18 protein-coding genes are annotated in these 21354 nt (G+C 70.4%); all 18 read left to right on the top strand.

Features of this window, described 5'->3' with window-relative positions; all coding sequences use genetic code 11:
* Nucleotides 1–114 precede the first annotated feature (114 nt).
* The 18 genes from ACYVF7_RS38105 (at nt 115) to ACYVF7_RS38020 (ending at nt 21315) form a co-directional block, all read left to right on the top strand.
* The gene (locus ACYVF7_RS38105; protein ID WP_460350286.1) at nt 115–1656 is read left to right on the top strand and encodes an amidase; all 1542 of its coding nucleotides are present in this window, start codon (nt 115–117) and stop codon (nt 1654–1656) included.
* A gap of 63 nt (nt 1657–1719) precedes the next feature.
* Nucleotides 1720–2112, top strand: a complete 393-nt coding sequence (locus ACYVF7_RS38100; RefSeq protein WP_460350284.1) for a helix-turn-helix domain-containing protein — start codon at nt 1720–1722, stop codon at nt 2110–2112.
* 209 nt (nt 2113–2321) lie between these two features.
* Nucleotides 2322–3683 (top strand): aminotransferase class V-fold PLP-dependent enzyme, encoded by a 1362-nt coding sequence (locus ACYVF7_RS38095; protein ID WP_460350282.1) that lies wholly within the window; start codon nt 2322–2324, stop codon nt 3681–3683.
* Nucleotides 3684–4243: 560 nt separating this feature from the next.
* Complete coding sequence (locus ACYVF7_RS38090) at nt 4244–5098, top strand: ParB/RepB/Spo0J family partition protein (RefSeq protein WP_460350281.1); 855 nt, start codon at nt 4244–4246, stop codon at nt 5096–5098.
* 219 nt (nt 5099–5317) lie between these two features.
* Nucleotides 5318–6856, top strand: a complete 1539-nt coding sequence (locus ACYVF7_RS38085) for a M1 family metallopeptidase (protein ID WP_460350279.1) — start codon at nt 5318–5320, stop codon at nt 6854–6856.
* Nucleotides 6847–7803 (top strand): ERAP1-like C-terminal domain-containing protein, encoded by a 957-nt coding sequence (locus tag ACYVF7_RS38080; RefSeq protein ID WP_460358346.1) that lies wholly within the window; start codon nt 6847–6849, stop codon nt 7801–7803. Before ACYVF7_RS38085 ends, ACYVF7_RS38080 begins: the two co-directional genes overlap by 10 nt.
* 7 nt (nt 7804–7810) lie before the next feature.
* Entirely contained in the window at nt 7811–8836 is a 1026-nt protein-coding gene (locus tag ACYVF7_RS38075) for an FAD-dependent oxidoreductase (RefSeq protein WP_460350276.1), read from the top strand.
* A 74-nt stretch (nt 8837–8910) separates the two neighbouring features.
* Entirely contained in the window at nt 8911–9939 is a 1029-nt protein-coding gene (locus ACYVF7_RS38070) for a 3-oxoacyl-ACP synthase III family protein (RefSeq protein WP_460350273.1), read from the top strand.
* A 37-nt stretch (nt 9940–9976) separates the two neighbouring features.
* Nucleotides 9977–11815, top strand: a complete 1839-nt coding sequence (locus tag ACYVF7_RS38065; protein ID WP_460350271.1) for an HAD-IIIC family phosphatase — start codon at nt 9977–9979, stop codon at nt 11813–11815.
* A 1-nt stretch (nt 11816) separates the two neighbouring features.
* Nucleotides 11817–12077 carry an acyl carrier protein gene (locus ACYVF7_RS38060; protein ID WP_460350269.1) on the top strand — a complete coding sequence of 87 codons (261 nt, stop codon included), beginning with the start codon at nt 11817–11819 and terminating at the stop codon, nt 12075–12077.
* A 63-nt stretch (nt 12078–12140) separates the two neighbouring features.
* Nucleotides 12141–13442, top strand: coding sequence for a lysine N(6)-hydroxylase/L-ornithine N(5)-oxygenase family protein (locus ACYVF7_RS38055; RefSeq protein WP_460350266.1), 1302 nt, complete (start codon nt 12141–12143; stop codon nt 13440–13442).
* A 34-nt stretch (nt 13443–13476) separates the two neighbouring features.
* Nucleotides 13477–13845 (top strand): cupin domain-containing protein, encoded by a 369-nt coding sequence (locus tag ACYVF7_RS38050; RefSeq protein WP_460350264.1) that lies wholly within the window; start codon nt 13477–13479, stop codon nt 13843–13845.
* Nucleotides 13842–15446: a class I tRNA ligase family protein gene (locus tag ACYVF7_RS38045; RefSeq protein ID WP_460350262.1), complete on the top strand. Its 1605-nt coding sequence runs from the start codon at nt 13842–13844 to the stop codon at nt 15444–15446. Before ACYVF7_RS38050 ends, ACYVF7_RS38045 begins: the two co-directional genes overlap by 4 nt.
* A 23-nt stretch (nt 15447–15469) precedes the next feature.
* Nucleotides 15470–16726: an ATP-grasp domain-containing protein gene (locus tag ACYVF7_RS38040; protein ID WP_460350260.1), complete on the top strand. Its 1257-nt coding sequence runs from the start codon at nt 15470–15472 to the stop codon at nt 16724–16726.
* Nucleotides 16727–16872: 146 nt separating this feature from the next.
* The gene (gene ddaH, locus ACYVF7_RS38035; RefSeq protein ID WP_460350258.1) at nt 16873–17703 is read left to right on the top strand and encodes a dimethylargininase; all 831 of its coding nucleotides are present in this window, start codon (nt 16873–16875) and stop codon (nt 17701–17703) included.
* A gap of 7 nt (nt 17704–17710) precedes the next feature.
* Nucleotides 17711–18058, top strand: coding sequence for a hypothetical protein (locus ACYVF7_RS38030; RefSeq protein WP_460350256.1), 348 nt, complete (start codon nt 17711–17713; stop codon nt 18056–18058).
* On the top strand, nt 18055–19869 hold the full coding sequence (locus ACYVF7_RS38025; protein ID WP_460350254.1) for an ABC transporter substrate-binding protein: 1815 nt from the start codon (nt 18055–18057) through the stop codon (nt 19867–19869). The genes ACYVF7_RS38030 and ACYVF7_RS38025 overlap by 4 nt, the downstream gene beginning before the upstream one ends.
* Before the next feature lie 147 nt (nt 19870–20016).
* Complete coding sequence (locus tag ACYVF7_RS38020; protein WP_460350252.1) at nt 20017–21315, top strand: cation:proton antiporter; 1299 nt, start codon at nt 20017–20019, stop codon at nt 21313–21315.
* Nucleotides 21316–21354 lie beyond the last annotated feature (39 nt).

The following is a 21354-nucleotide window of genomic DNA, read 5'->3' as shown; positions in this document are numbered from 1 at the left end:
GACCACGGGTCCCGAAGCCCGGCCGGCCGCCGGCGCGGCGCCGTGCGCTCCTTCCGGGGCGTGGCGAAACCGCGCCTCAGACCACCACCGCCTACCTCTGAGAGCCGAGTCGCCATGGTCAACAAGCCCCTCACCGAGTCCGAGCTGAGCCGCATCGCCGCCGATCTCGGCCTGGACGTCGACGCCGAGCAACTCGCCGAGTACACCATGCTGATCGGGCAGAGCCTGGCTACCTACGACCGCCTGGACGAGCTCACCCCGCCGCCCGCGCTGCCGCAGGGACACCTGGAGCGCGATCCCGGCTACCGGCCCGACTCCGCCGACAATCCCTGTCACGGCTGGGTGTGGCGTTGCTCGATCCAGGAGACCACTGAGGGGCCGTTGGCCGGCAAGAGGGTCGCCGTCAAGGACAACATCAGCGTCGCCGGGGTGCCCATGCTGAACGGCTCGCCCGCGATGCAGGGGTTCGCCCCCCGAGAGGACGCCACCGTGATCAGGCGGCTGCTGGACGCCGGTGCCGAGATCGTCGGCAAGACCGCGGTCCCGGCGTTCTGCGCGGACGCCGGCGGCCTCACCTGCCCCGAGCCGCAGCCGACCAACCCGTACGACGCGAAGCGCCTGCCGGGCGCGTCATCCAGCGGCAACGCGGTCGTCATCGTCACCGGCCAGGCGGATCTGGCCGTGGGGGGCGACCAGGGCGGCTCGATCCGGCTGCCCGCGGCCTGGAGCGGATGCGTCGGACTCAAGCCGACGTACGGACTGGTCCCCTACACCGGTGCCTTCCCGCTCGAACGGACCCTCGATCACGTCGGGCCGATGGCCGCCTCAGTGGCCGACTGCGCGGCGCTCCTGGAGGCCATCGCGGGCGCCGACGGTCTGGACCCGCGGCAGCAATTGGACCTGAGCATCGCCTCCTACTCCCAGTTCCTGGACGAGGACCTGCGCGGTCTGCGGGTGGGGGTGCTGCGAGAGGGGTTCGAGATCCCGGACGTCTCCGAGCCGGACGTGGACGCAGCCGTGCTGGAGGCCGCGGAGACCCTCGCCCGAGGCGGCGCGGAGGTCGAGGAGGTCTCCGTCCCGCTGCACCGCGACGGCCTGGCCATCTGGAGCGCGATCGTCTTTCAGGGCGCGACCGAGCTCATGGCACGCGGCGAGGCCACCGGGACCAACTGGAACGGCCACTTCGACCTGGACCTCGTCGACTTCTACCGCCAGGCCAGGCCCGCGCAGGCGGGGGGATTCTCCCCGACCCTTGTCTTCACCGTGCTGTTCGGGACGTACGTGGCGGAACGCTGCGGCCACCACTACTACGCCAAGGCGCAGAACGTGGCACGGCAGCTCGGACGGGAGTACTCCGCCGCCCTCGATAACTACGACGTCCTGCTCATGCCCACCGTGGGCATGAAGGCCACCGAACGTCACACCGACGGTTCGATCGCGCAGATCGTCGGCCGCGCGCTCGGGAACATGCACAACACCGCGCCGTTCGATGCCACGGGCAACCCGGCGCTCAGCGTTCCCTGCGGCTTCTCCGGCGGCCTGCCGGTCGGGCTCATGCTCGTCGGCCGCCGCTACGACGACGAGACCGTGCTGCGCGTCGGCCACGCCTACGAGCACCTGCGCGGCCCGCTGCCCGGCTGGGCCGACCTCGGCTGACCGGCACACCGCTCCAGCACCGGCACACCGCTCCAGCGATCCGATACCGAACGAGGTGACAGCATGCCCAGTGACGGCGCCACGCTCGTCGCACCCGCGGCACACGACCGGTTCGGCCGGGCCCTGGCATTCATCCGCGCCAACTTCGCCGACAGCGGGCTCTGCCTGGACGCCGTCGCGGAGATCGCCGGCGTGAGCCGGTTTCACTTCTCACGGATGTTCAAGGCCCGGACCGGCGTCCGGTTCATCGAGTACCTCACGACCCTCCGGCTGGCCGAGGCCGGGCTGCGGTTGCTGACCACGGCCGACAGCGTGAGCGACGTCTGCCATGCCGTGGGGTACCGGGACCTGAGTCACTTCCAGCGGATGTTCCGCCGGCGCTACGGGACGACGCCTTCGGCCTACCGCCAAGCCGGCGTCTCGATCCGGGCGGCGATGAAAGCGAACGCCGCCTGAACTCTGGCCGCCTTGGGAGTTTCCGGCCGGTCACCGGTGCAATCATGATCAATAGTGGCCCGACGTCATGGCAATCGGCTCGTGGCCATATGCGGAACTTACGCCCATGCGCAAAAATGTCCGCGTCTGGGAGTGCGAAACCTTCCTATCTTCTTCGTGGATTTCGGGGCGATTCAAAGATGAGAATCGCCACCACGGGAGGAGTTCAGGTGAAAAGGACGCATGACTCGGAGCGCGAGTCCGGGACCCAGCCCGGATTGAGACGCCGAGCGGTCATGGCCGGTGGTTTGGGCACCGCCCTCGGCTCGGGTCTGCTGATGGCCGCCGGCTCGCCGACTCGGGCGGCGGCGAGCACGGCGGGCCGCTTCGATCCGCACGACTGGCAGTCCGTACGCGACCAGTTCGCGTTGAAGGAAGGGCTGCTGCATTTCTCGACCTTCGTGCTCGCATCCCACCCGGCCCCGGTCCGGGCGGCGATCGACCAGCTGCGCGACCAGCTCGACGCGGACCCCATCAAGCTGGGGGAGGGCTTCGGCGACGAGGACCACAGCGTGCCGGTCCGGAAGGCGATCGCCGACTTCGCCGGCGTCCAGCCGGGGGAGATCGCGCTGACCGACAGCACCGCCATGGGGACCGCCCTGCTGTACACCGGGCTCAAGCTGCGGCCCGGTCAGGAGGTTCTGACCAGCGAGCACGAGTTCTACGTCACGCACATGGCCCTGCGGCTGCGGAACGAGCGGGACGGCACGCCCGTGCGGATCATCCGGCTCTACGACGATCCGGCGCGCGCCTCCGTCGACGAGATCGTCGGCAACATCGTCCGGGCCATCACTCCCAAGACGCGGGTGCTCGCGCTGACCTGGGTCCAGTCCAACTACGGGGTGAAGCTGCCCGCCAAGGAGATCGCCGCCGCACTGGCGCCCATCAACGCTCGCCGCGACGAGGCCGACCGGGTGCTGTTCTGCCTGGACGGCGTGCACGGGTTCGGCATCGAGGCCGACAAGGTCGGCGATCTGGGCTGCGACTTCTTCGCCAGCAGCATCCACAAATGGATGTTCGGGCCGCGCGGCACCGGATTCCTGTGGGGTCGCGGGGACAACATGGCGCTGGTCCGGCCGACGATCTCCAGCTTCACGCGAGCGGGCTACTACGCCTGGGTCGACAACCACCAGCCGGAGGGCCCACCCGGTGTGTACAACACCCCGGGCGGATTCCACTCCTTCGAGCATCGCTGGGCGGTTCCGTCGGCGTTCGACTTCCACAACGCGATCGGCCAGTCGCGGATCCACCGGAGGACGGTGGAGCAGGCCACCAGGCTCAAGGCCGGCCTGAGCAGGCTGCCGGGGGTGCAGCTCGTCACGCCGCGGGACCCGGCCCTGTCGGCCGGGATCGTCTGCTGTCTCGTCGACGGTGTGGACCCCGCCACGGCCGCCGAGCGGCTTCGGGCGGAGTCCAGGGTCGTCGCGACCTCCACGCCCTACGGGCAATCGCATCTGCGGCTCGGCCCGTCCATCACCACCATGCCGCACGAGGTCGACCAGGTGGTCAAGGCCGTGGCCAGGCTGCGCTAGCGGGGCGGCCCGGGGCGTCCCAGGACGCCCCGGCCCCCTTCGGGCCCCACCGCTCCGCTCCGGCCCCGCACCCCTGCGCTGGACAATCGATCTTTTTCAAGTAAGCGGCATAGCGCACACCGTCAACAACTATCGCCTCGTCGAAACTTCGGTTTGTGGCCACCGAAAAGTGATCGATTATATTGACGCTGAGTAGTGGCAATGACCCATTCTGTAATCTCTTGATTGTCACTCTGGGTCATGCTATACATCGGTCTTATGCGCCTGGCTCCCCGCTGAAATCGATGCCATTTGCGCATGCCCGGAATGCCCACCATCGCTACAGATCGATGAGTTTATTGATTCCACCGAGGATGGTGTAGGTGCTGGAAAAAATGGCGGAGCGGGAAACCTTTAACGGAGATACCGTCAACCGCGACACGGGGGTAGAGCACGATGAGATCTCATTTCTTCAAACGGGCATCGGGTCAATAGAGACCATACGGATTGAACAACTGCTGCCGGCGGACTCCCCGCGCATCCTGGGAGAGAACTTCGAACACGCCAGAATCCTCGCGGAGATGGAGTCTCCTCTTCCGCCGATCCTGGTCCACCGGCGCACCATGCGCGTCATCGATGGAATGCACCGCCTCAAGGCGGCCCTGATGCGAGGGCGGGAGACGATTGAAGCCCGCTTCTTCGAGGGTCCGGACGACGCGGCCTTCCTCTTGGCGGTCCGCGAGAACATCAAACACGGCCTGCCGCTGTCGACGGCCGATCGGGAGATGGCCGCGGCCCGCATCCTCGCGTCGCAGCCGCACTGGTCCGACCGGGCCATCGCCGCCGTGGCCGGCCTGTCCACCAGAGCCGTCGCCGCCATCCGCGTCCGTTCGACTGATGCGGCGGCGCAGTTGAACGCACGCATGGGCCGGGACGGCCGGATGCGCCCACTCGACGGCGCGGAAGGCCGGCTACGGGCCAGCGACATCATCAACGACCGTCCCGACCTGTCGCTCCGCCAGATCGCCCGCGAAGCGGGGATCTCCCTGTCGACCGCCAGGGACGTACGGCAACGCATTCGGCAGGGCCGTGACCCGCTCCCGGCCGGCCAGCGCAACAGACAGGACGAGGCCCAGGTCGAGCGGCCCCACCAGGCGCCGTCCGTCCCGGCCCCGCGGCCTCCGTCGGACGTCTCCGGCTGGCCGTCCGTACGCCAGAAGATGAACAAGGACCCCGCCCTGAGGTACAACGCCTCGGGGCGCACATTCCTGCACTGGTTCGACGCCCACGCGGTGGACGCCTCCGGGTGGAAGCCGATCGTCGACGCCGTTCCGCCGCACTGGCGCGACGAGATCGCGGCCCTGGCCCGCCTTCACGCGGAGCGGTGGCTCGAAATCGCCAAAACTCTGGACCGCCAAAGCAAACGCACCGCCTGAGCATCGACTCAGGAACGTTCTAAGCCCATGCGAGCCCAGCTCGCATGGGCTTTCTCTATGGGTGTACGGCGACGCGGTCGTATTCGGAGAATTTTGAGATCCCAGGCTCGCTCTTGTCAAATGCGTGAATTGTTGCGGGTGTATGACCGATCGGGTGCGCCTTGACGTTTTTATGAATGGCGGGTGAGGATCAATGCGTCACTGAGAAGGGGAATTTGGATGCCCAGTCTTGCTCGTACCGAGGCCGCCGAGCGCGGCGCGCTTCTGCGCGTTCGCTCCTACCGGATCGACCTTGATCTGACCACCGGGCCGGACACTTTTCGGTCCACGACGACGGTGAAATTCGACGCCAGGGAGCCGGGCGCGGGAACGTTTCTCGACCTGGAGCCCAGTGAGCTGCTGTCGGTGACGCTGAACGGGCGGCCGCTCGACGCGGCCGTGACGGACGGCCGGCTGTCGCTGACGGGTCTGGCGACCGAGAACGAACTGGTGGTCGTCGCCGACATGGCCTACTCGAAGGAATGCGAGGGCCTGCACCGCTTTGAGGACCCCGCCGACGGGCAAGTGTACGTGTACTCCTTCGTGTACGTCGACAACGCCCCGAAGGTGTTCGCCTGCTTCGACCAGCCCGATCTGAAGGCTCCGTACACGTTCGCGGTGACGGTGCCGGACGAGTGGCAGGTGCTGGGGAACGCGCCGGCGGTCAAGGTCGCCCCGGGCCGCTGGGAGGTGGCGTCGGCGACGTCGCTGGCGACGTATCTCACGGCGCTCGTGGCGGGCCCGTACACCTCGTTCCACAGTGCGGAGCACGGGGGAGTCGAGCTGGGGTTCCACTGCCGCGCCTCGCTGGCGGAGGCCCTCAAGGCCGACGTCGACGAGGTCTTCGAGATCACCGGCCGGATCCTGGCCGCCTGCACCGAGATGTTCGGGATCGACTACCCGTTCGGCAAGCTCGACCAGGTCTTCGTCCCCGAGTTCAGCGTGCTCTCGCTGGACCATCCCGGGTGCGTCCTGCTGCGTGAGCAGTACCTGTTCAGCTCGGCGGCGACCGCGAGCGAGCGTGAGACCCGGGCGGTGGTGCTGGCCCACGGGATCTCGTTGATGTGGCTGGCGGGCCTGGTGACCTGCGCCTGGTGGGACGACCTGTGGCTCGGGCAGACGTTCGCCGACTACATGGCGCACCGGCTGACCAGCGAGGCGACGCGCTTCCCCGGCCCGCCCACCACCTTCGCGGCCCGCCGGAAGGGCCAGGCGTACGTGCCGGACCAGCGGCCGTCGACGCACCCGGTCGCGCTCACCGGCCCCGACGTCCGGACGGTGCTGCTGGAACTGGACCGCATCTCCTACTTCAAAGGCCATTCGGTGCTGCGCCAGCTGGCGGCCCACATCGGCGACGACGCCCTGCGCGCGGCGCTGCGGATCTACTTCTCGCGGCACGCGTACGGCAGCGCCACGTTCGCCGACTTCCTGGCGGCCGTCGGCGAGGCGGCGGGCATCGACCTGACCGACTGGGCGCGGCAGTGGCTGAGGTCCGCCAACGTCAACACCCTGACCCCCGAGCTCGTGGTGCGCGACGGACGCATCGAGAGCGCGGCGATCCGGCAGACCGCCCCCGACTCCCATCCGGTGCTGCGGACGCACACGCTGAACGTCGGCCTCTACGGCGACGCCGGAGCCACGACCGTGCGGGCCCAGGTCAGCGGCGAACGTACCGAACTTCCCGGCCTGCGGGGCCGGCGCCGCGGCTCCTGCTGCTGAACGACGGCGACCTCACCTACGCCAAGATCCGGTTCGACCAGGCGAGCGTCGAGGCGCTGCCAGAGCTGCTGCCGACCCTCTCGCCGATCAACCGGGCGATGGTCTGGTGCGCGCTGCTGCTGGGCGTGCAGGACGGGGTCCACCCGGCGGCCGGACACCTCGAGCTCGTACGCCGGATGGTCGCGGTCGAGGACGAGCTGTCGATCCAGGCCGAGGTGCTGGAGCAGGCCCGGGGCGACGTCGCCGACCGGTTCCTCGATCCCGCGGCCCGTCCCGGCGCGATGAAACGGGTCGCGGACGCGCTCGGCGCCCGGCTCGCGGAACTCCGGCCGGGAGAGGAGCTGCAGGTCACGCTGTTGCGCGCGCTGGTGGACTTCACCTTCGACGCCGACCTGCTCCGCGGCTGGCTGACCGGCCGCGGGCTGCCGGAGGGCCTGACGCTCGACACCGACCTCGGCTGGCGTGCCCGGGGACGGCTGGCGGCCCTCGGCGAACTGACCGAGGAGGAGATCGAGGCCGCCCACGCCGCGGCGCCGAGCGCGCTGACCGAGCAGTACGCGATCCGATGCCGGGCGGCACGACCCGATCCGGCGGCCAAGGAGGCCGCCTGGACGGCGATGACGACCGACACCTCGCTCTCCAGCTATCGGCTCTTCGCCCTGGCCGAGGGCTTCTGGCAGCCGGAACAGCTCGAGCTGACCGAGCCGTACGTCGAGCGGTTCTTCGCCGAGATGCCCGACGCCGCGAGGCTGCGCGGGGACATGGTGCTGGACCTGCTGCTGCGCTCGCTCTACCCGCGGTACGCGGCGACCCCGGAGACGCTGGCGCTGGCCAAGGCCATGCTCGCCCGCGACGACCTGTCGCCGACGCTGCGGCGCCGGGCGGCCGACTACACCGATGACCTGCGGCGCGTGGTCGAGGCCCGCGCCGCGGCCGGGACCGAGTGAGGCCCCGGTGCGCATCTCGATCATCGGCGGAGGGGTCGCGGGCGCCCTGCTCGCGCTCAGGCTGTGCCGGTCGCCGCGCAGGCCCCGGGTGGACCTGTTCCTGGGCGAGGCGCCGTCCGGCGGAGACGCCTCACGCGCCTCCGGGGGGATGGTCCGGGGGTTCGAGGTCGATCCGGCTGCCTCCCGGGCCGCCGCGGAGAGCCTGGTGGAGCTGCGCGGCAGCGCCACCCTGCGCGAGTGGTCCGGGTATCGCGAGGCCGGGTCGGTGTACCTGCCGGCCGACGGCGTCGACACGTCCGCCTCGATGGCGGTCCTGGACGAGCTGCTGCCGCGGTCGGCGACGCTGGTGGACGGTGCCGCGCTGACCCGCGACCACCCGTTCCGGCACCTGCCCGCGGGCGCCGTCGCGGTCGTCGAGCGCCGTGCGGGGTACCTCTCGCCGGACCGGTTGCGCGCCGGGGCGCTGGGAGAGCTCGCCCGTGCCGGTGCGACTCTGCGCCGGACCAGGGTGTCGCGGGTCACCGCGGACGCGGCGGTCCGGACCGCCGGCGGCGCGGAGCTGCGGTACGACGCGGTCGTCGTGGCCGCCGGGGCCTGGACGCCGCGGCTCCTCTGCGACAGCGAACTCCCGGCGGACGGCCTGCGCACCAAGCAGATCCAGTACAGCGTCTGCCACGCGCCGTTGACCGGCCTGTGCTGCTTCGTCGACGAGACGACCGGCCTCTACGGCCGCTGGATGCGGCCGGGCGCGTTCCTGCTCGGACTGCCGTCGGACCGGTGGGACGTGGACCCCGACAAGGTCACCTGGGATCGCGACCTGGTCGACCGGGTGGTGGACCGTGCGGAGCGGACGTTCGGCGTCCCGGTCCGTGCCCTCCGCTCGGTCGCCTCGTTCGACTGCTACCGCGAGCCGGCGGGCCTGGCCCTGCGCCCTGTCGCGGACCGGCTCTACACCTTCACCGGCGGGAGCGGGGGAGCGGCCAAGACGGTGCTGGCGGACAGCCGCACCGCGGCCGGCGCCCTCCTGGACTGATCACGAAAGCCCTTCACCCCGAACACCGACCCTATCGACCAGACATTCGACCTTGTGCTGGAGAGGAACGCCCGATGGTACGACCTCCCGTTCAGTTCGGAATCAGCGAGTTCGGCTACGCCTTCGGCGAGGACCAGGACGTGGCGAAGGAGGCCTCGTCCTACGTCTCCGACCCTGAGCGCATTCTGAGCTGGGGCTATCACACCTTTCACCGCGCCGCCGACGGCGTGACCGCGGTCGACCTGGCCGCCGAGGCCGGGCGGAACGCGCTGGAGCGCGCCGGGACGGGCGCGGACCGGATCGACCTTCTGGTGCTGGCGGCCTCGGAGGTTCCCGGCTACCTGAACTGGGACCCCTCCACCGCCCTGGCCCGTGAGCTGAACATCCCCGGAGTCCAGACGCTGCTGCTCACCGAGGGCTGCGCGTCCGGCGTGACGGGCCTGGGCATCGTCGCGGGCCTGCTGGCCGTCCGGCCGGAGCTGCGGACGGTACTGTTCGTCGCGGTCAACCGGGTCAGCGAGTACCACCGCAACCGGATGACGGTCAACAACGCCGTGCACAGCGACGGCGCCGTGGCGGCGATCCTGCGGCGCGGCCACGACCACAACCAATGGCTGGCCACCGAGCAGATCATGGACGCCGAACTCTGCGACTGGTTCCGCACCGACTACGGCGGCGCGGTCGCGCCGGTGCCCCCCGAGGGATGGTCCGCCATGACGGCGCCCGCCGGGCACGAGCGGGTCCAGGCGCACTTCCAGAAGGACCCCAAGCGACTGCGGGCCTTCGCCCAGCAGGCCGTCGAGCGGTCCACCGGCGTCATCGACGGAGCCTGCCGGCAGGCCGGCGTGCGCCGCGAGGACGTCGCCCACTTCATCTACATCAACGACCCCGACGGCATCGGCGACCTGGCGCCCCTGCTCGACCTGCCGCTCGAGCGCACCAACCAGGCCATCGCCGCCGAGCACGGCCACATGGGCGCCGCCGACCAGTTGACGGTCTTCGGCCGGCAGCTCGAACAGGGCGTGATCCGGCCCGGCGACCTCGTCGCGCTGACCGGCATCTCCATCGGCATGCGCTGGTACTGCACGCTCATCCGCGCCTGACGCGTCGCCGACCCGCACAAGAAGAGGTACTGAAACGATGAACCTCCTGTTGAAGACCCTGCGCGAGGCCGCCCAGGCCGACCGCGCCCCCGACGCCCCCACGCGCCGGGTGCTCCTGGAACAGGAAGACGCGACGGCCGCCCGCGCCACGGGCCGGCTGCTCGGCCAGATCTCTCCCGACAGCCTGCGCGACCTGCGCGACCTGAGGGTCGCGATCACCGCCACCTGCACCATCGGCCCGTTCGAGCAGCTGCTGCGGTCCGCGCTGGTCGGCGCCGGGTTCCGGCCCGCCATCGAGAAGACCGACTACGGCACGTTCGACATGACGCTCGCCGGCGCCGCCTTCTCCGAGAACGGCGACCCGGACGTCGTCGCCCTGCTGCTCGACGCCGCCCGTTTCCTGCCCCGCGACTGGAGCCCGGCCGCGTACGACCAGTTCGAGGCCGAGGTGGAGGCCCGCCTGGGGGAGCTCACCGGGCTGGTGACGGCCGCCGTGGAACGGACGACCGCCACGCTGGTGCTGCACACCGTCCCGCTGCCGGCCGAGGTGCGCGACACCTTCCTGAGTCTGGACGACCGGGCCAGGCTGAGCGGGCTCTGGTACCGGCTGAACGCGGCGCTGCTCGACCTGGCCGGCGAGCACGCGCAGGTCGTGACCGTCGACCTGGCCGGGGCCCTGGCCGACGCGCCGGTGGCCGCCCGCGACGCCCGGCTGCACCGCTACGGCGACCTGCCCTACACCGACGACGCCCTGCACCTGCTGGCCGGGCTGGTCCGCCGGGTCGCGCAGGCCAAGCTGGGGCTCTCGCGCAAGGTGCTCGCCCTCGACCTGGACAACACGCTGTGGGGCGGGGTCCTCGGCGAGGTGGACGTGCACGGCGTGGAACTGGGTGGTCTCTACCCCGGCAACGCCTACCTGGAGTTGCAGCGCACCGCCCAGCGGCTCCGCGACCAGGGCGTGATCCTGGTGCTGGCCAGCAAGAACGACCTCGAGCCGGTGGAGAAGGCGCTGAGCGACCACCCGGAGATGGTGCTGCGCGACGAGGCGTTCTCCGTCCGGGCGGTGAACTGGTCGCCCAAGGCCGGCAACCTCCGCGGGGCGGCGGAGTCGCTGGGGCTGTCCGTCGAGTCCTTCGTCTTCATGGACGACTCGGACTTCGAGCGCGGGCACGTGACCGCCGAACTGCCGGACGTCGCCGTGGTGTCCGCCGCGGGCGACCCCGCCTACCTGGTGGAGTCCCTGCTGCGGCACGGCTGGTTCGACGTCATGAACCTGACCGACACCGACCGCAAGCGGCCCGACCTGTACCGGACGCGCGCGATGCGCAGCGAGTTCTCCCAGGGGTTCGGCTCCTCCCAGGAGTTCCTCGAGGCGCTCGGCCTGGCGGTGGACATCGCCCCGGCCACCGACTTCACCGTCGCCCGGATCGCGCAGCTGGCGGCCCGCACCAACCAGTTCAACCTGACGGGCATCCGGTTCGACGAGGCCGCGACGACCCGGATGAGCCAGGACCCCGACCACCTGGTCGTCTCGGTGGCCGTGTCGGACCGGTTCGGCGACGACGGCATCGTCGGCGCCTTCTGGGTGGAGCGCGGCACGGACACCTGGCAGGTGCTGAACATGGTGCTGAGCTGCCGGGTCCTGGGACGCGGAGTGGAGCTGGCCGTGGTCGGGTGGCTCACCGAACAGGCCAGGCGGGCCGGCGCCGCCCACATCGAGGGCCGCTTCACCCCGTCGCCCAAGAACGGCGTCGCCGCCGACTTCTGGACCAGGGCCGGCTTCGTCCCGGACGGCGAGGCCTTCGCCCTCGACGTGGCCTCCGCGGCCGACATCACCCCGGCGTGGATCACTCTTCTCGAACGGAGCGGCAGCTGACATGAGCGACACGGCACAGATCGGGACCACGATCCACCAGATCGTCTGCGACGTCCTCGGCCAGACCCCCGAGGAACTCGGAAGAGAGGAGGTTCTCGCGGCACACGGCTGGGACAGCATCGCCTCGCTGGAAGCGCTCGCGATGTTGGAGAGCGAGTTCGAGGTCACGCTCGACCTGCGTTCCTTCCACGCCGCGCACACCGTCACGCGACTGATCGACCTTGTGGCGAGCGGGCTGACCGCCGACGCCCATGCCGACTAAGCGTCCCGTCCACGTTCACCGATGCCGCGTCCGCCGAGCGACGCGGCAGCAGGGAGATCCCAAATGGAGCGTCAGGAAGTAGAACTGCTGGCCATCGGCGCCGGTCCGGCCAACCTCGCGCTGGCCATCGCGGTGGAGGAACTGGCCGGCCCGGAGCTGGCCGGCGACACCCTGATCATCGAACAGTACGACGACATCGTCTGGCAGCGCGGGATGCTGCTGCCGTGGACCCAGAGCCAGGTGTCCTTCCTCAAGGACCTGGTCACCCTGCGGAACCCGCGCAGCGAGTTCTCGTTCGTGAACTACCTGTACTCGATCGGGCGGCTCGACGAGTTCATCAACCTGGGCAGCTTCACGCCGTACCGGGTCGAGATCTCCGGATACCTGCGGTGGGTCGCCGACTCGCTGCGGCACGTCCGCATCGAGTACGGCCGCCGGTGCGTCGCGGTGCAGCCCGTCCTCTCCGACGACGGTGAGGTGAGCCAGTGGTCGGTGCGCACCGCCGACGGCGGTGAGATCCTCTGCCGCAGCCTGGTCATCGGCGCGGGCCGCGACCCGCACATCCCGGCCGAGATCGCCGGGCTGCCCCGCGACCGGATCATCCACAGCACCGAGTACTCCTCGCGGTGCCGGGCGCTCGACCCCGAGGGCGAGCACCGGCTGGTGGTGGTCGGCGGCGCGCAGAGCGCGGCGGAGATGTTGTGGGCGACCTACCAGGGCTTCCCGAAGGCCCAGGTCACCATGATCATGCGGTCCATCGGGCTGAACACCTACGAGTCCAGCAAGTTCACCAACGAGCTGTTCTATCCCTCGTTCGTCGACGAGTTCCACTCCGCGCTGCCGGAGGCCCGCGAGCAACTGCTCCGCGAGATGCACCGCAGCAACTACGCCGGCCTGGCTCCCGGGATGCTCGACACCCTCTACCGGGAGATGTACCAGGAGCGGCTGATGGGGACCGAGCGGCTCCGGATGATCACGATGACCGAGATCGCCGGCGCCCGGCTCGAGGGCGACGACGTCGTGCTGTCCATCACCGACCGCAAGACCCGGCGTACCGACGAGCTGCGCTGCGACGCGGTGCTGCTCGGCACCGGCTTCGTCCGCGGGATGCCGCGGCTGGTGCAGGACCTGGCCGCCGCCGCGGGGGTCGGCGGCGCCACGGTCGACCGCAACTACCGGATGAACCTGCCGCCGTCGTACACGGCCGACTGCTACCTGCAGGGCGTGAACGAGGCCACGCACGGCATCGCCGACTCGCTGCTGAGCGTGCTGGCCATCCGCGCCCAGGACGTCCTGTCGGACCTGCTGAGCCGCCGGGAGACCGCGCGGCGGCCGGAGCTACTGCTGAACGCCCCGTCGGCGTGAGCGCCTGGACGCCACGAAAGACCCACTTGGAGGAATGGTGGAGATCCGCAAACTCGACCGCGACAACCTCAAACCCGACAACGGACTGAACGCCCAGCGCCTCGTGCCCTGGCCCGACCTCAACGCCCCCTTCGAAGGCTCGTGGTGCGTCGTCCCCCCGGGTGCGGCCTCCGGCCCGCACAGCCACCACGAGTACGAGATCTGGGTCGCCATGACCGGCGAGGCCGAGATCATCAGCGAAGGGCGGCGGGTGCCGTTCGTCGCCGGCGACATCGTCCACTTCCGCCCCGGGACGCGGCACCAGGTCGTCAACGAGGGCGGCGGCGAGTTCCAGATGTACGCCGTCTGGTGGGACGCCGAGATGACCGAGCGCTTCGCCGCCCGGCACGAGGGAGCGGCATGAGCCCCCGTCCCGCGATCGTGATCGCGGCGACCCCCACCTCCAACGGCGACCTGCACGTCGGCCACATGGCCGGGCCGTACCTCGCCGGCGACGTCTACAGCCGCTACGTCGCCGCCACCGGGCGGCCGGTGACCTACACGACCGTCACCGACGACAGCCAGACGTACGTGCCGCTCACCGCGCACCGCCGGGGGACGACCCCGGAGGACCTGGTCACCGCGTCCACCGAGCAGATCGAGCGCACGCTGACCGCGATGGGCCTGTCGATGGAGGGCCTGCCGCCGATCGACGACCGGTACCGGGCGGCCGTGCTGGAGTTCTTCACCGCCCTGCACGCCGCGGGCCGCTTCCAGGAGCGCACCGTGCGCCTGCCGTACGCCGAGCGGTCCGGCGTCTACCTCTACGACGGCCTGATGGCCGGCACCTGCCCGGAGTGCCTGGAGGCCAGCAGCGGCGGCGTGTGCGAGGCCTGCGGGCACCCGAACAACTACGACGAGCTCCTGGAGCCGCGCCACGCGCTCGACCCCACCGAGCCCGTCACGTACCGCGAGGCCACCATCCTGGTCCTGCCGGCCGAGGAGTATCGCGAGCGCCTGACGGCCTACTACAAGGAGCGGGAGGGCCGCTGGCGTCCGCACGCCATGCAGCTCATCAGGGAACTGCTCGACCGGCGGCTGCCCGAGATCCCCATCACCGTCCCCGGCACCTGGGGCATCGAGGCGCCGTTCCCGGAGACGCCGGGCCAGATCCTGTACCCGTGGGTCGAGGCCATGCCGGCCGTCATCTACGCCACGTGGTGGTCGGCGGCCCGGCGCGGCGACGCCACCGAGGCCGTGGACGAGCACTGGCGCGCCGGAGGCGACGCCGAGCTCGTCTACTTCCACGGCTTCGACAACGTCTATCACTGGGGCTTCCTGGACCTCGTGATGCTGATGGCCCACGGCGATCGCTACATCACCCCGGCGGGCAACGTCGTCAACGAGTTCTACGACCTGGCGGGCTCGAAGTTCTCCACCAGCAAGGGACACCTGATCTGGTCGGCGGACCTGCTGGCCGAGGTGCCCCGCGACCTGGTCCGCTTCTACCTGTCGCTCACCGCGCCGGAGTTCCAGCGGACCAACTTCGAGCTCGACGAGATGCGGGCCGTGACCACCAGGCGGCTCGTGGAGCCGTGGAACCGGCTCGCCGCCGCCCTCCCTTCGCCCGGCCTCGACCCGCTGCCGGTGTCGGAGGCCGGGCGGGCCCGGGCGGGCGCGACGGCCGAGCGGCTCCGGCTCTGCTACGAGCTGGACGCCTTCAGCCCGGCCCGGGCCGCCGACACGCTCGCGACGCGCCTCGACCGGCTCGCCGCGGCCGCCGAGGCCGGCGCCGTCCCGCCGGGGGACCTGTTCGCCGAGCTCCGGGTGCTGCTGGCCTACGCCGCGCCCATCCTCATCGACGCGGCGGCGCGGGCGGCCGCCGCCGGGGCGGACCTGTCGATCGGCGGTGAGCAGCCCGCCCGGATCCGCGCCTTCGCACTCACACCGTTGCCGAGCGCCCACGGCGACGACCGCGCCACCGCCGACCGCCTGGCCGCCGGCAGCCCCGTCGCCGGGGCCTGACCGGGGCCTCCAGGGAGAACGCCATGAAGCTGCTGACCATCGAGACGTGCCAGTACCTCACCTACTACCACTCGCGGTACAACCAGGTGCAGGACCTCGGCGTGGACCTCTACGTCCTGAACGGCGAGGGCACCGAGGACTTCTGGCCCGCCGACCACTACCGGCTGGTCGGCTCGAAGAACATCGACGACATCGTCGCCCAGGCCAAGTACTGGCACGCCGAGCAGAGGTTCGACGGGGTGATGACCTTCTCCGAATCCTCGGTGATCACGGTCGCGGCCGTCGCCGAGGCGCTCGGCCTGCCTGGAATCGGCGTCCAGGCCGCCGTGACCAGCCGGAACAAGTACCTCATGCGCCAGGCCTACGAGCGGGCGGGCGCGCCCATTCCCCGGTACCGCCTGGTCGAGGACCTGGAGGCGGCGCTGCGGGCCGCCGACGACTTCGGTTACCCGGTGATCCTCAAGCCCACGCTGGGGGCCGGAAGCCACCTGGTGTTCCGGGTCGACTCCCCGGAACAGATGGCCGAGCGCCACTCCCAGGCGGCGGCCGGCCTGCGGAACCTCTTCTGGGTGAACTCCGAGGCCGACGGCGTCGACCTGGGGCCGAACGGGCTCCTCGTCGAGTCGTTCCTGGACGGCCAGGAGTACCTCATGGAGGCGGTGGCCTGGGACGACGAGGTGTACCTCGGCTCGATCGTGGACCGGATCACCGAGGAGGGCGCCACGTTCGACGATGACGTCCACCACGCCCCGACCTCGCTCGGCGAGGCCGACGTCGCCAAGGTGCACGCCGCCGTCAAGGCCGGGGCGCACGCGATGGGCCTGCGCCGCAGCGTGATGCACGCCGAGGTCCGGTTCCACGAGGGCGAGCCGCACCTGCTGGAGATCGCCTCGCGGGTCGGCGGCGGCGGCCTGGACATGATCGCCCGTATCACCGCCGAGCACGACCCGATCAAGGCGGTGGCCGATATCGCCCAGGGGCGCCGCCCCGACGTGCGCCACTTCCGGCCGACCGGCACGCACGTCACCGCGATGTGCCTGATCTGCGACGAGGGCGTCGTCGACCACGTCGAGGTGCCGCCGGAGGTCAGCGAGTCGGACCGGGTGTTCCTGCTCAAGATCACGGCGCGGCCTGGCGACCTGATCCGGCGGCCGCCCAACGGCAACACGATCCTGGGCTTCCTCGGCACCACCGGCTCCTCCCAGGAGGAGGCGTTCCAGACCATGACCGACTTCGCTTCCAAGATCAAGGTCACCTTCCGGGACCGGCCTCAGAGCTGATCGCGGCGACCCGCCCGGCGCCGCGCGGTGAGCGGCGTCGGACGGCCGCGCGCGCCCGAAGACGCCCCGCGCGGTGAGCGGCGCGGACGGCCTCGTGCCCGAAGACGCCCCGCGCGGCTCCGCACACCCGCGAAACGTCTCTCGCCATGCGTTCAAAGGAGAACCCAATGCGCCCGTCGCGTATCGCCACCCCACGGCGCTATCTGATGTGCAGACCCGTTCACTTCGAGATCGCCTACTCCATCAACCCGTGGATGGAGCTCGGCAAGCCGGCCGACGCCGACCTGGCCGTCGCGCAGTGGGAACGGCTGCGCAGCCTGTACCGGGGGCTCGGGCACCGGGTCGAGCTCATCGACCCGATCCCCGGGCTGCCCGACATGGTGTTCGCCGCCAACGGCGCGACCGTCGTCGGCGGACAGGTGCTCGCCGCACGCTTCCGCCACGCCGAACGGGAAGCCGAGGGCCCGGCGTACGCCGAGTGGTTCCGGCGGCGCGGCTACCCGGTCCACGTCGGCGAGCACGTCAACGAGGGAGAAGGCGACTTTCTGGTCACCGGCGACCGGATCCTGGCCGGCTGCGGCTTCCGGACCGACCCGCACGCGCACGCCGAGGCCGAACGGTTCCTCGGCCTTCCCGTGGTGGGTCTGACCCTGGTGGACCCGCGCCTCTACCACCTGGACACGGCCCTGGCCGTGCTCGACCACGAAGAGATCATGTACTACCCCGAGGCGTTCAGCCCGGAGAGCCAGGCGACGCTGCGCGAGCTGTACCCGGACGCGCTCCTGGCGACCGCCGCCGACGCCGAGGTCTTCGGCCTCAACGCCGTCTCCGACGGCCGGCACGTGATCCTGCCCGAGCAGGCCGTCCACCTCATCGAGGCCCTCTGGGAGCGAGGCTTCGTGCCGATCGGCACGGACCTGTCCGAGCTGATGAAGTCCGGTGGCAGCGCCAAGTGCTGCACCCTCGAGATCCGGTAGCGGCCAAATGATCAACTATGACGGACGCCGCTTCGAGCCCGCCGAGGCCGAGGCGAAGGGCCGGATCGCGGTCTACCACCAGGAAGGCGACCTGCTCTGGGGCGAGTTCACCGGCGGCCGGGTGCGCCGCGGCTCGCTCACCGGTGCCTGCGCGCCCGACGACACGATCGAGTTCGCCTACTCCATGGTCCTGGACGACGGCGACGTGGTCTCCGGGTTCTGCCGCAGTACCCCGAAGGTACGGGCGGACGGCGGCATCGACCTCCACGAAGAGTGGGAGCGCTTCGGCCGGCACGCGGCCAGCGGCCGCTCTGTCATCACCGAGATCCTCAAGGAAACCAGGGAGCAGCGATGACGGCACAGCCCGTTCTCCGGTCCGAGCCCTCGGGCCGGACCGCCCAGGCCGGGCGGTCCGGGACACGTCGTCCCAAGAAGGGCGGCGTGGTCACGTGGGCATGCGCCCCCGGGTTCCCGCCGGCGGTGATCTTCCCGTTCACCCCGGCCGAGCGGATGGGCACCCGTAACATCTACGAGTTCCAGATGCTGATGTACCGGACGCTGTACTACTTCGGCAGCCGGGGCACCCCCGAGGTGGACTACGAGGAGAGCATCGGCGAGCCGCCGGTATGGAGCGAGGACGGCCGGACGGTCACCATCCGCGTCAAGCCGTGGAAGTGGTCCAACGGCGAGACCCTGTGTGCCGACAACGTGCTGCTCTGGGTCAACCTGATGAAGGTGAAGGGCGCGCGGTACGGGGAGTACGTCCCGGGCTACTTCCCCGACAACCTGACCTCGTACGGCAAGACCGCCGAGGACACCGTCTACTTCACCTTCGACAAGCCGTACTCCCAGAGGTGGGTGCTGATGAACCAGCTCAGCACCATCACCCCGCTGCCGAAGGCCTGGGACCGTACGGCCGAGGGGCCCGCCAACGCCTCCGGGGACCTGAAGGACGTCGAGGCCGTCTATGAGTTCCTGATGGCCGCGCAGGGCGACATCCTGGAGGAGGGCAACCTGCACCGCACCCGCTGGGCCGACAGCCCCATCTGGAGCGTGGTCAGCGGGCCGTGGCGGCTCAAGAGCTACACCGTCGACGGGGTCGTGACGTTCGTGCCGAACGAGCACTACTCCGGCCCGAACAGGCCGTACCTCGACGAGTTCCGCCAGGTGCCGACCACGTCGGACGAGCAGCAGTACGACATGCTCAAGTCGGGGGACGCCATCCAGGTCGGCTACCTGCCCCTGAGCTTCGCCACCGAGCCGACCACCGACCCCACCAAGGGCGGGGCCAACCCGCTCGGCGACCGGTACGACCTGGTGCCGCAGGTGGCGTTCTGCATCCGCTACTTCTGTCTGAACTACAACAACCCCACGGTGGCCGGGAAGATCTTCAAACAGACCTACTTCCGGCAGGCCCTGCAGAGCACGCTCGACCAGGACCGGGCCGTCGCCGACATCTACCAGGGCTACGCCTACCGGCAGAACGGTCCCGTGCCGATGGTCCCGGTGACCGACCTGGTGTCGCCCCGGCAGCGCGAGGGCGCGTGGCCGTTGCCGTTCGACGTGGATCGGGCCCGCCGGCTGCTGGAGGAGAACGGCTGGGACACCAGCCGGACGCCCGCGGTCTGCGTCGACCCGGAGAAGGCAGGGGAGGGCATCCCGGCGGGCACCCCGCTCAGCTTCTCGTTCCGCTACGTGGAGGGCCGCCCGGCGCTGACCGAACTGATGCGGCGCTACCGCGAGGACGCCGCCAAGGCGGGCATCGAGCTGCGGATGGAAGAGGTGTACGGGTCGATCCTGGTCGCCGAGGACGGTCCGTGCGAGCCCGGGCCGGACCAGCCCTGCCTATGGGAGATGACCTGCTGGAACGGCGGCTGGGCGTACCACTACCCGACCGGCGAGATCCTCTTCAGGACCAAGGCGGGCGGCAACTTCGGCTTCTACACCGACCCGCGGACCGACGCGCTCATCGAGAAGACCGTCACCAGCGACGATCTCGAGGTCCTGTACGAGTACCAGGACTTCATCGCCGAGCAGGTCCCAGTGATCTTCACTCCCAACTTTCCCATCCGGCTCTTCGAGGTCTCGCGCGAACTCGGCGGGTTCGAGCCGGTCAATCCGTTCGGAATGATCAACCCGGAGAACTGGCACTACTTCGAGGACTGACGTACGGGCCCGGAGGAGGGGACCGGACACCTGACCCGGACGTCCGTACCCCGGGCGGGCGTCCGGTCCGCCTCCTTCGAGCCGCCCACCCGGCTCCGCGTCGCCTTCGGCCCGTCGGCCTTCCCATGACCTCGTGAGGACCCGTTCATGACGCTCGTGGCTCCCCTCAGTACTCACCAACTCCTCGTCTTCCTTCTCCAAGCCGGGGTGCTCCTGAGCCTCGCGCTGGCGTTAGGCCGGCTGGCACGGTGGCTGGGGATGCCCGCGGTGGTCGGCGAACTGTGCGCGGGCGTGCTGCTCGGACCGTCGCTGTTCACCCACGTGGCGTCCGGTCTGGCGGGCTGGCTGCTGCCCCACCGGCCCGACCAGCAGCACCTGCTGGACGCCGCCGGACAGCTCGGGGTCCTGCTCCTCGTCGGCGTCACCGGCCTGAACGTCGACCTGGACCTGATCAAGCGGCAGAGCGTCACGTCGATTCGGGTCAACGCCGGCGGCCTCCTCGTGCCGCTGGCCGCCGGGGTGGGCATCGGCCTGATCCTGCCCGCGAGGCTGCTCGTCCCCGGTGGCGACCGTGTGACCTTCGCCTGCTTCATCGGGGTCACGATGTGCGTCAGCGCGATCCCCGTCATCGCCAAGACGCTGCTGGAGATGGGGCTTCTCCACCGCGACTTCGGCCAGCAGATCGTCAGCACGGCGGTCGTGGACGACGCGGTGGGCTGGATGCTGCTGTCGGTGGTCTCGGCGATGGCCACCACCGGGGTACGGGCCGGGTCGATCGTGATCTGGGTCGGAAGCCTGGCCGGGGTCGTGGCCGTCAGCGCCGTCCTCGGCCGTCCGCTCGTGCGCTACACCATGTGGCTCGCCGCCCGCTCTTCCGAGACCGGGGTCAGCGTCGCGGCGGCCGTGGCGGTGATGATCCTGTTCGGCGCGGGCACCGAGGCGCTCGGCATGGAGCCGGTCCTGGGCGCGTTCATCGGCGGCCTCCTCATCAACATGGCGGGCTGGAGCGCGGCCCCGCAGCGGCTCGCGTCCCTGCGGACGTTCGTGATGGCCGTGCTCGCCCCGCTGTTCTTCGTGACCGCCGGCCTGCGGGTGGACCTGACCGCGCTCGGCCGGCCGGTCGTCGCGCTGACGGCGATGGGCGTGCCGGCGGTCGCGGTGGTCGGCAAGTTCGTCGGCGTGTACGCCGGAGCGTGCGCCAGCCGGGTCGGCCGCTGGGAGGCGCTGGCACTGGGGGCCGGGCTCAACGCCAGAGGGGTGATCGAGGTGGTCATCGCCATGGTCGGCCTTCGGCTTCACGTGCTGTCGGTCGCGATGTACACGGTCGTCGTCCTCCTGGCGATCGTGACCTCCCTGATGGCCCCGCCGATGCTCCGGTACGCCGCTCGGCGGATCGACGTCACCGAGGAGGAGGGACGCCGCGAGCAGGTGCTGTTCGGCCGATGACCCCATGACCTCCTATTCCGCGCCCCGGACCACGGCGGC

The sequence above is a fragment of the Actinoallomurus acanthiterrae genome, assembly GCF_054775715.1.
The sequence above is the reverse complement of the archived record's forward strand: the minus strand, read 5'-3'. Positions and strand labels throughout refer to the sequence as shown.

What these genes read in the sequence shown, in the direction of transcription:
- ACYVF7_RS38090 (WP_460350281.1), top strand. Translation starts at nt 4,244, where the DNA reads ATGGAGTCTCCTCTTCCGCCGATCCTGGTCCACCGGCGCACCATGCGC.
- ACYVF7_RS38070 (WP_460350273.1), top strand. Translation starts at nt 8,911, where the DNA reads ATGGTACGACCTCCCGTTCAGTTCGGAATCAGCGAGTTCGGCTACGCC.
- ACYVF7_RS38065 (WP_460350271.1), top strand. Translation starts at nt 9,977, where the DNA reads ATGAACCTCCTGTTGAAGACCCTGCGCGAGGCCGCCCAGGCCGACCGC.
- ACYVF7_RS38055 (WP_460350266.1), top strand. Translation starts at nt 12,141, where the DNA reads ATGGAGCGTCAGGAAGTAGAACTGCTGGCCATCGGCGCCGGTCCGGCC.
- ACYVF7_RS38060 (WP_460350269.1), top strand. Translation starts at nt 11,817, where the DNA reads ATGAGCGACACGGCACAGATCGGGACCACGATCCACCAGATCGTCTGC.
- ACYVF7_RS38050 (WP_460350264.1), top strand. Translation starts at nt 13,477, where the DNA reads ATGGTGGAGATCCGCAAACTCGACCGCGACAACCTCAAACCCGACAAC.
- ACYVF7_RS38020 (WP_460350252.1), top strand. Translation starts at nt 20,017, where the DNA reads ATGACGCTCGTGGCTCCCCTCAGTACTCACCAACTCCTCGTCTTCCTT.
- ddaH (WP_460350258.1), top strand. Translation starts at nt 16,873, where the DNA reads ATGCGTTCAAAGGAGAACCCAATGCGCCCGTCGCGTATCGCCACCCCA.
- ACYVF7_RS38085 (WP_460350279.1), top strand. Translation starts at nt 5,318, where the DNA reads ATGCCCAGTCTTGCTCGTACCGAGGCCGCCGAGCGCGGCGCGCTTCTG.
- ACYVF7_RS38025 (WP_460350254.1), top strand. Translation starts at nt 18,055, where the DNA reads ATGACGGCACAGCCCGTTCTCCGGTCCGAGCCCTCGGGCCGGACCGCC.
- ACYVF7_RS38045 (WP_460350262.1), top strand. Translation starts at nt 13,842, where the DNA reads ATGAGCCCCCGTCCCGCGATCGTGATCGCGGCGACCCCCACCTCCAAC.
- ACYVF7_RS38100 (WP_460350284.1), top strand. Translation starts at nt 1,720, where the DNA reads ATGCCCAGTGACGGCGCCACGCTCGTCGCACCCGCGGCACACGACCGG.
- ACYVF7_RS38030 (WP_460350256.1), top strand. Translation starts at nt 17,711, where the DNA reads ATGATCAACTATGACGGACGCCGCTTCGAGCCCGCCGAGGCCGAGGCG.
- ACYVF7_RS38105 (WP_460350286.1), top strand. Translation starts at nt 115, where the DNA reads ATGGTCAACAAGCCCCTCACCGAGTCCGAGCTGAGCCGCATCGCCGCC.
- ACYVF7_RS38040 (WP_460350260.1), top strand. Translation starts at nt 15,470, where the DNA reads ATGAAGCTGCTGACCATCGAGACGTGCCAGTACCTCACCTACTACCAC.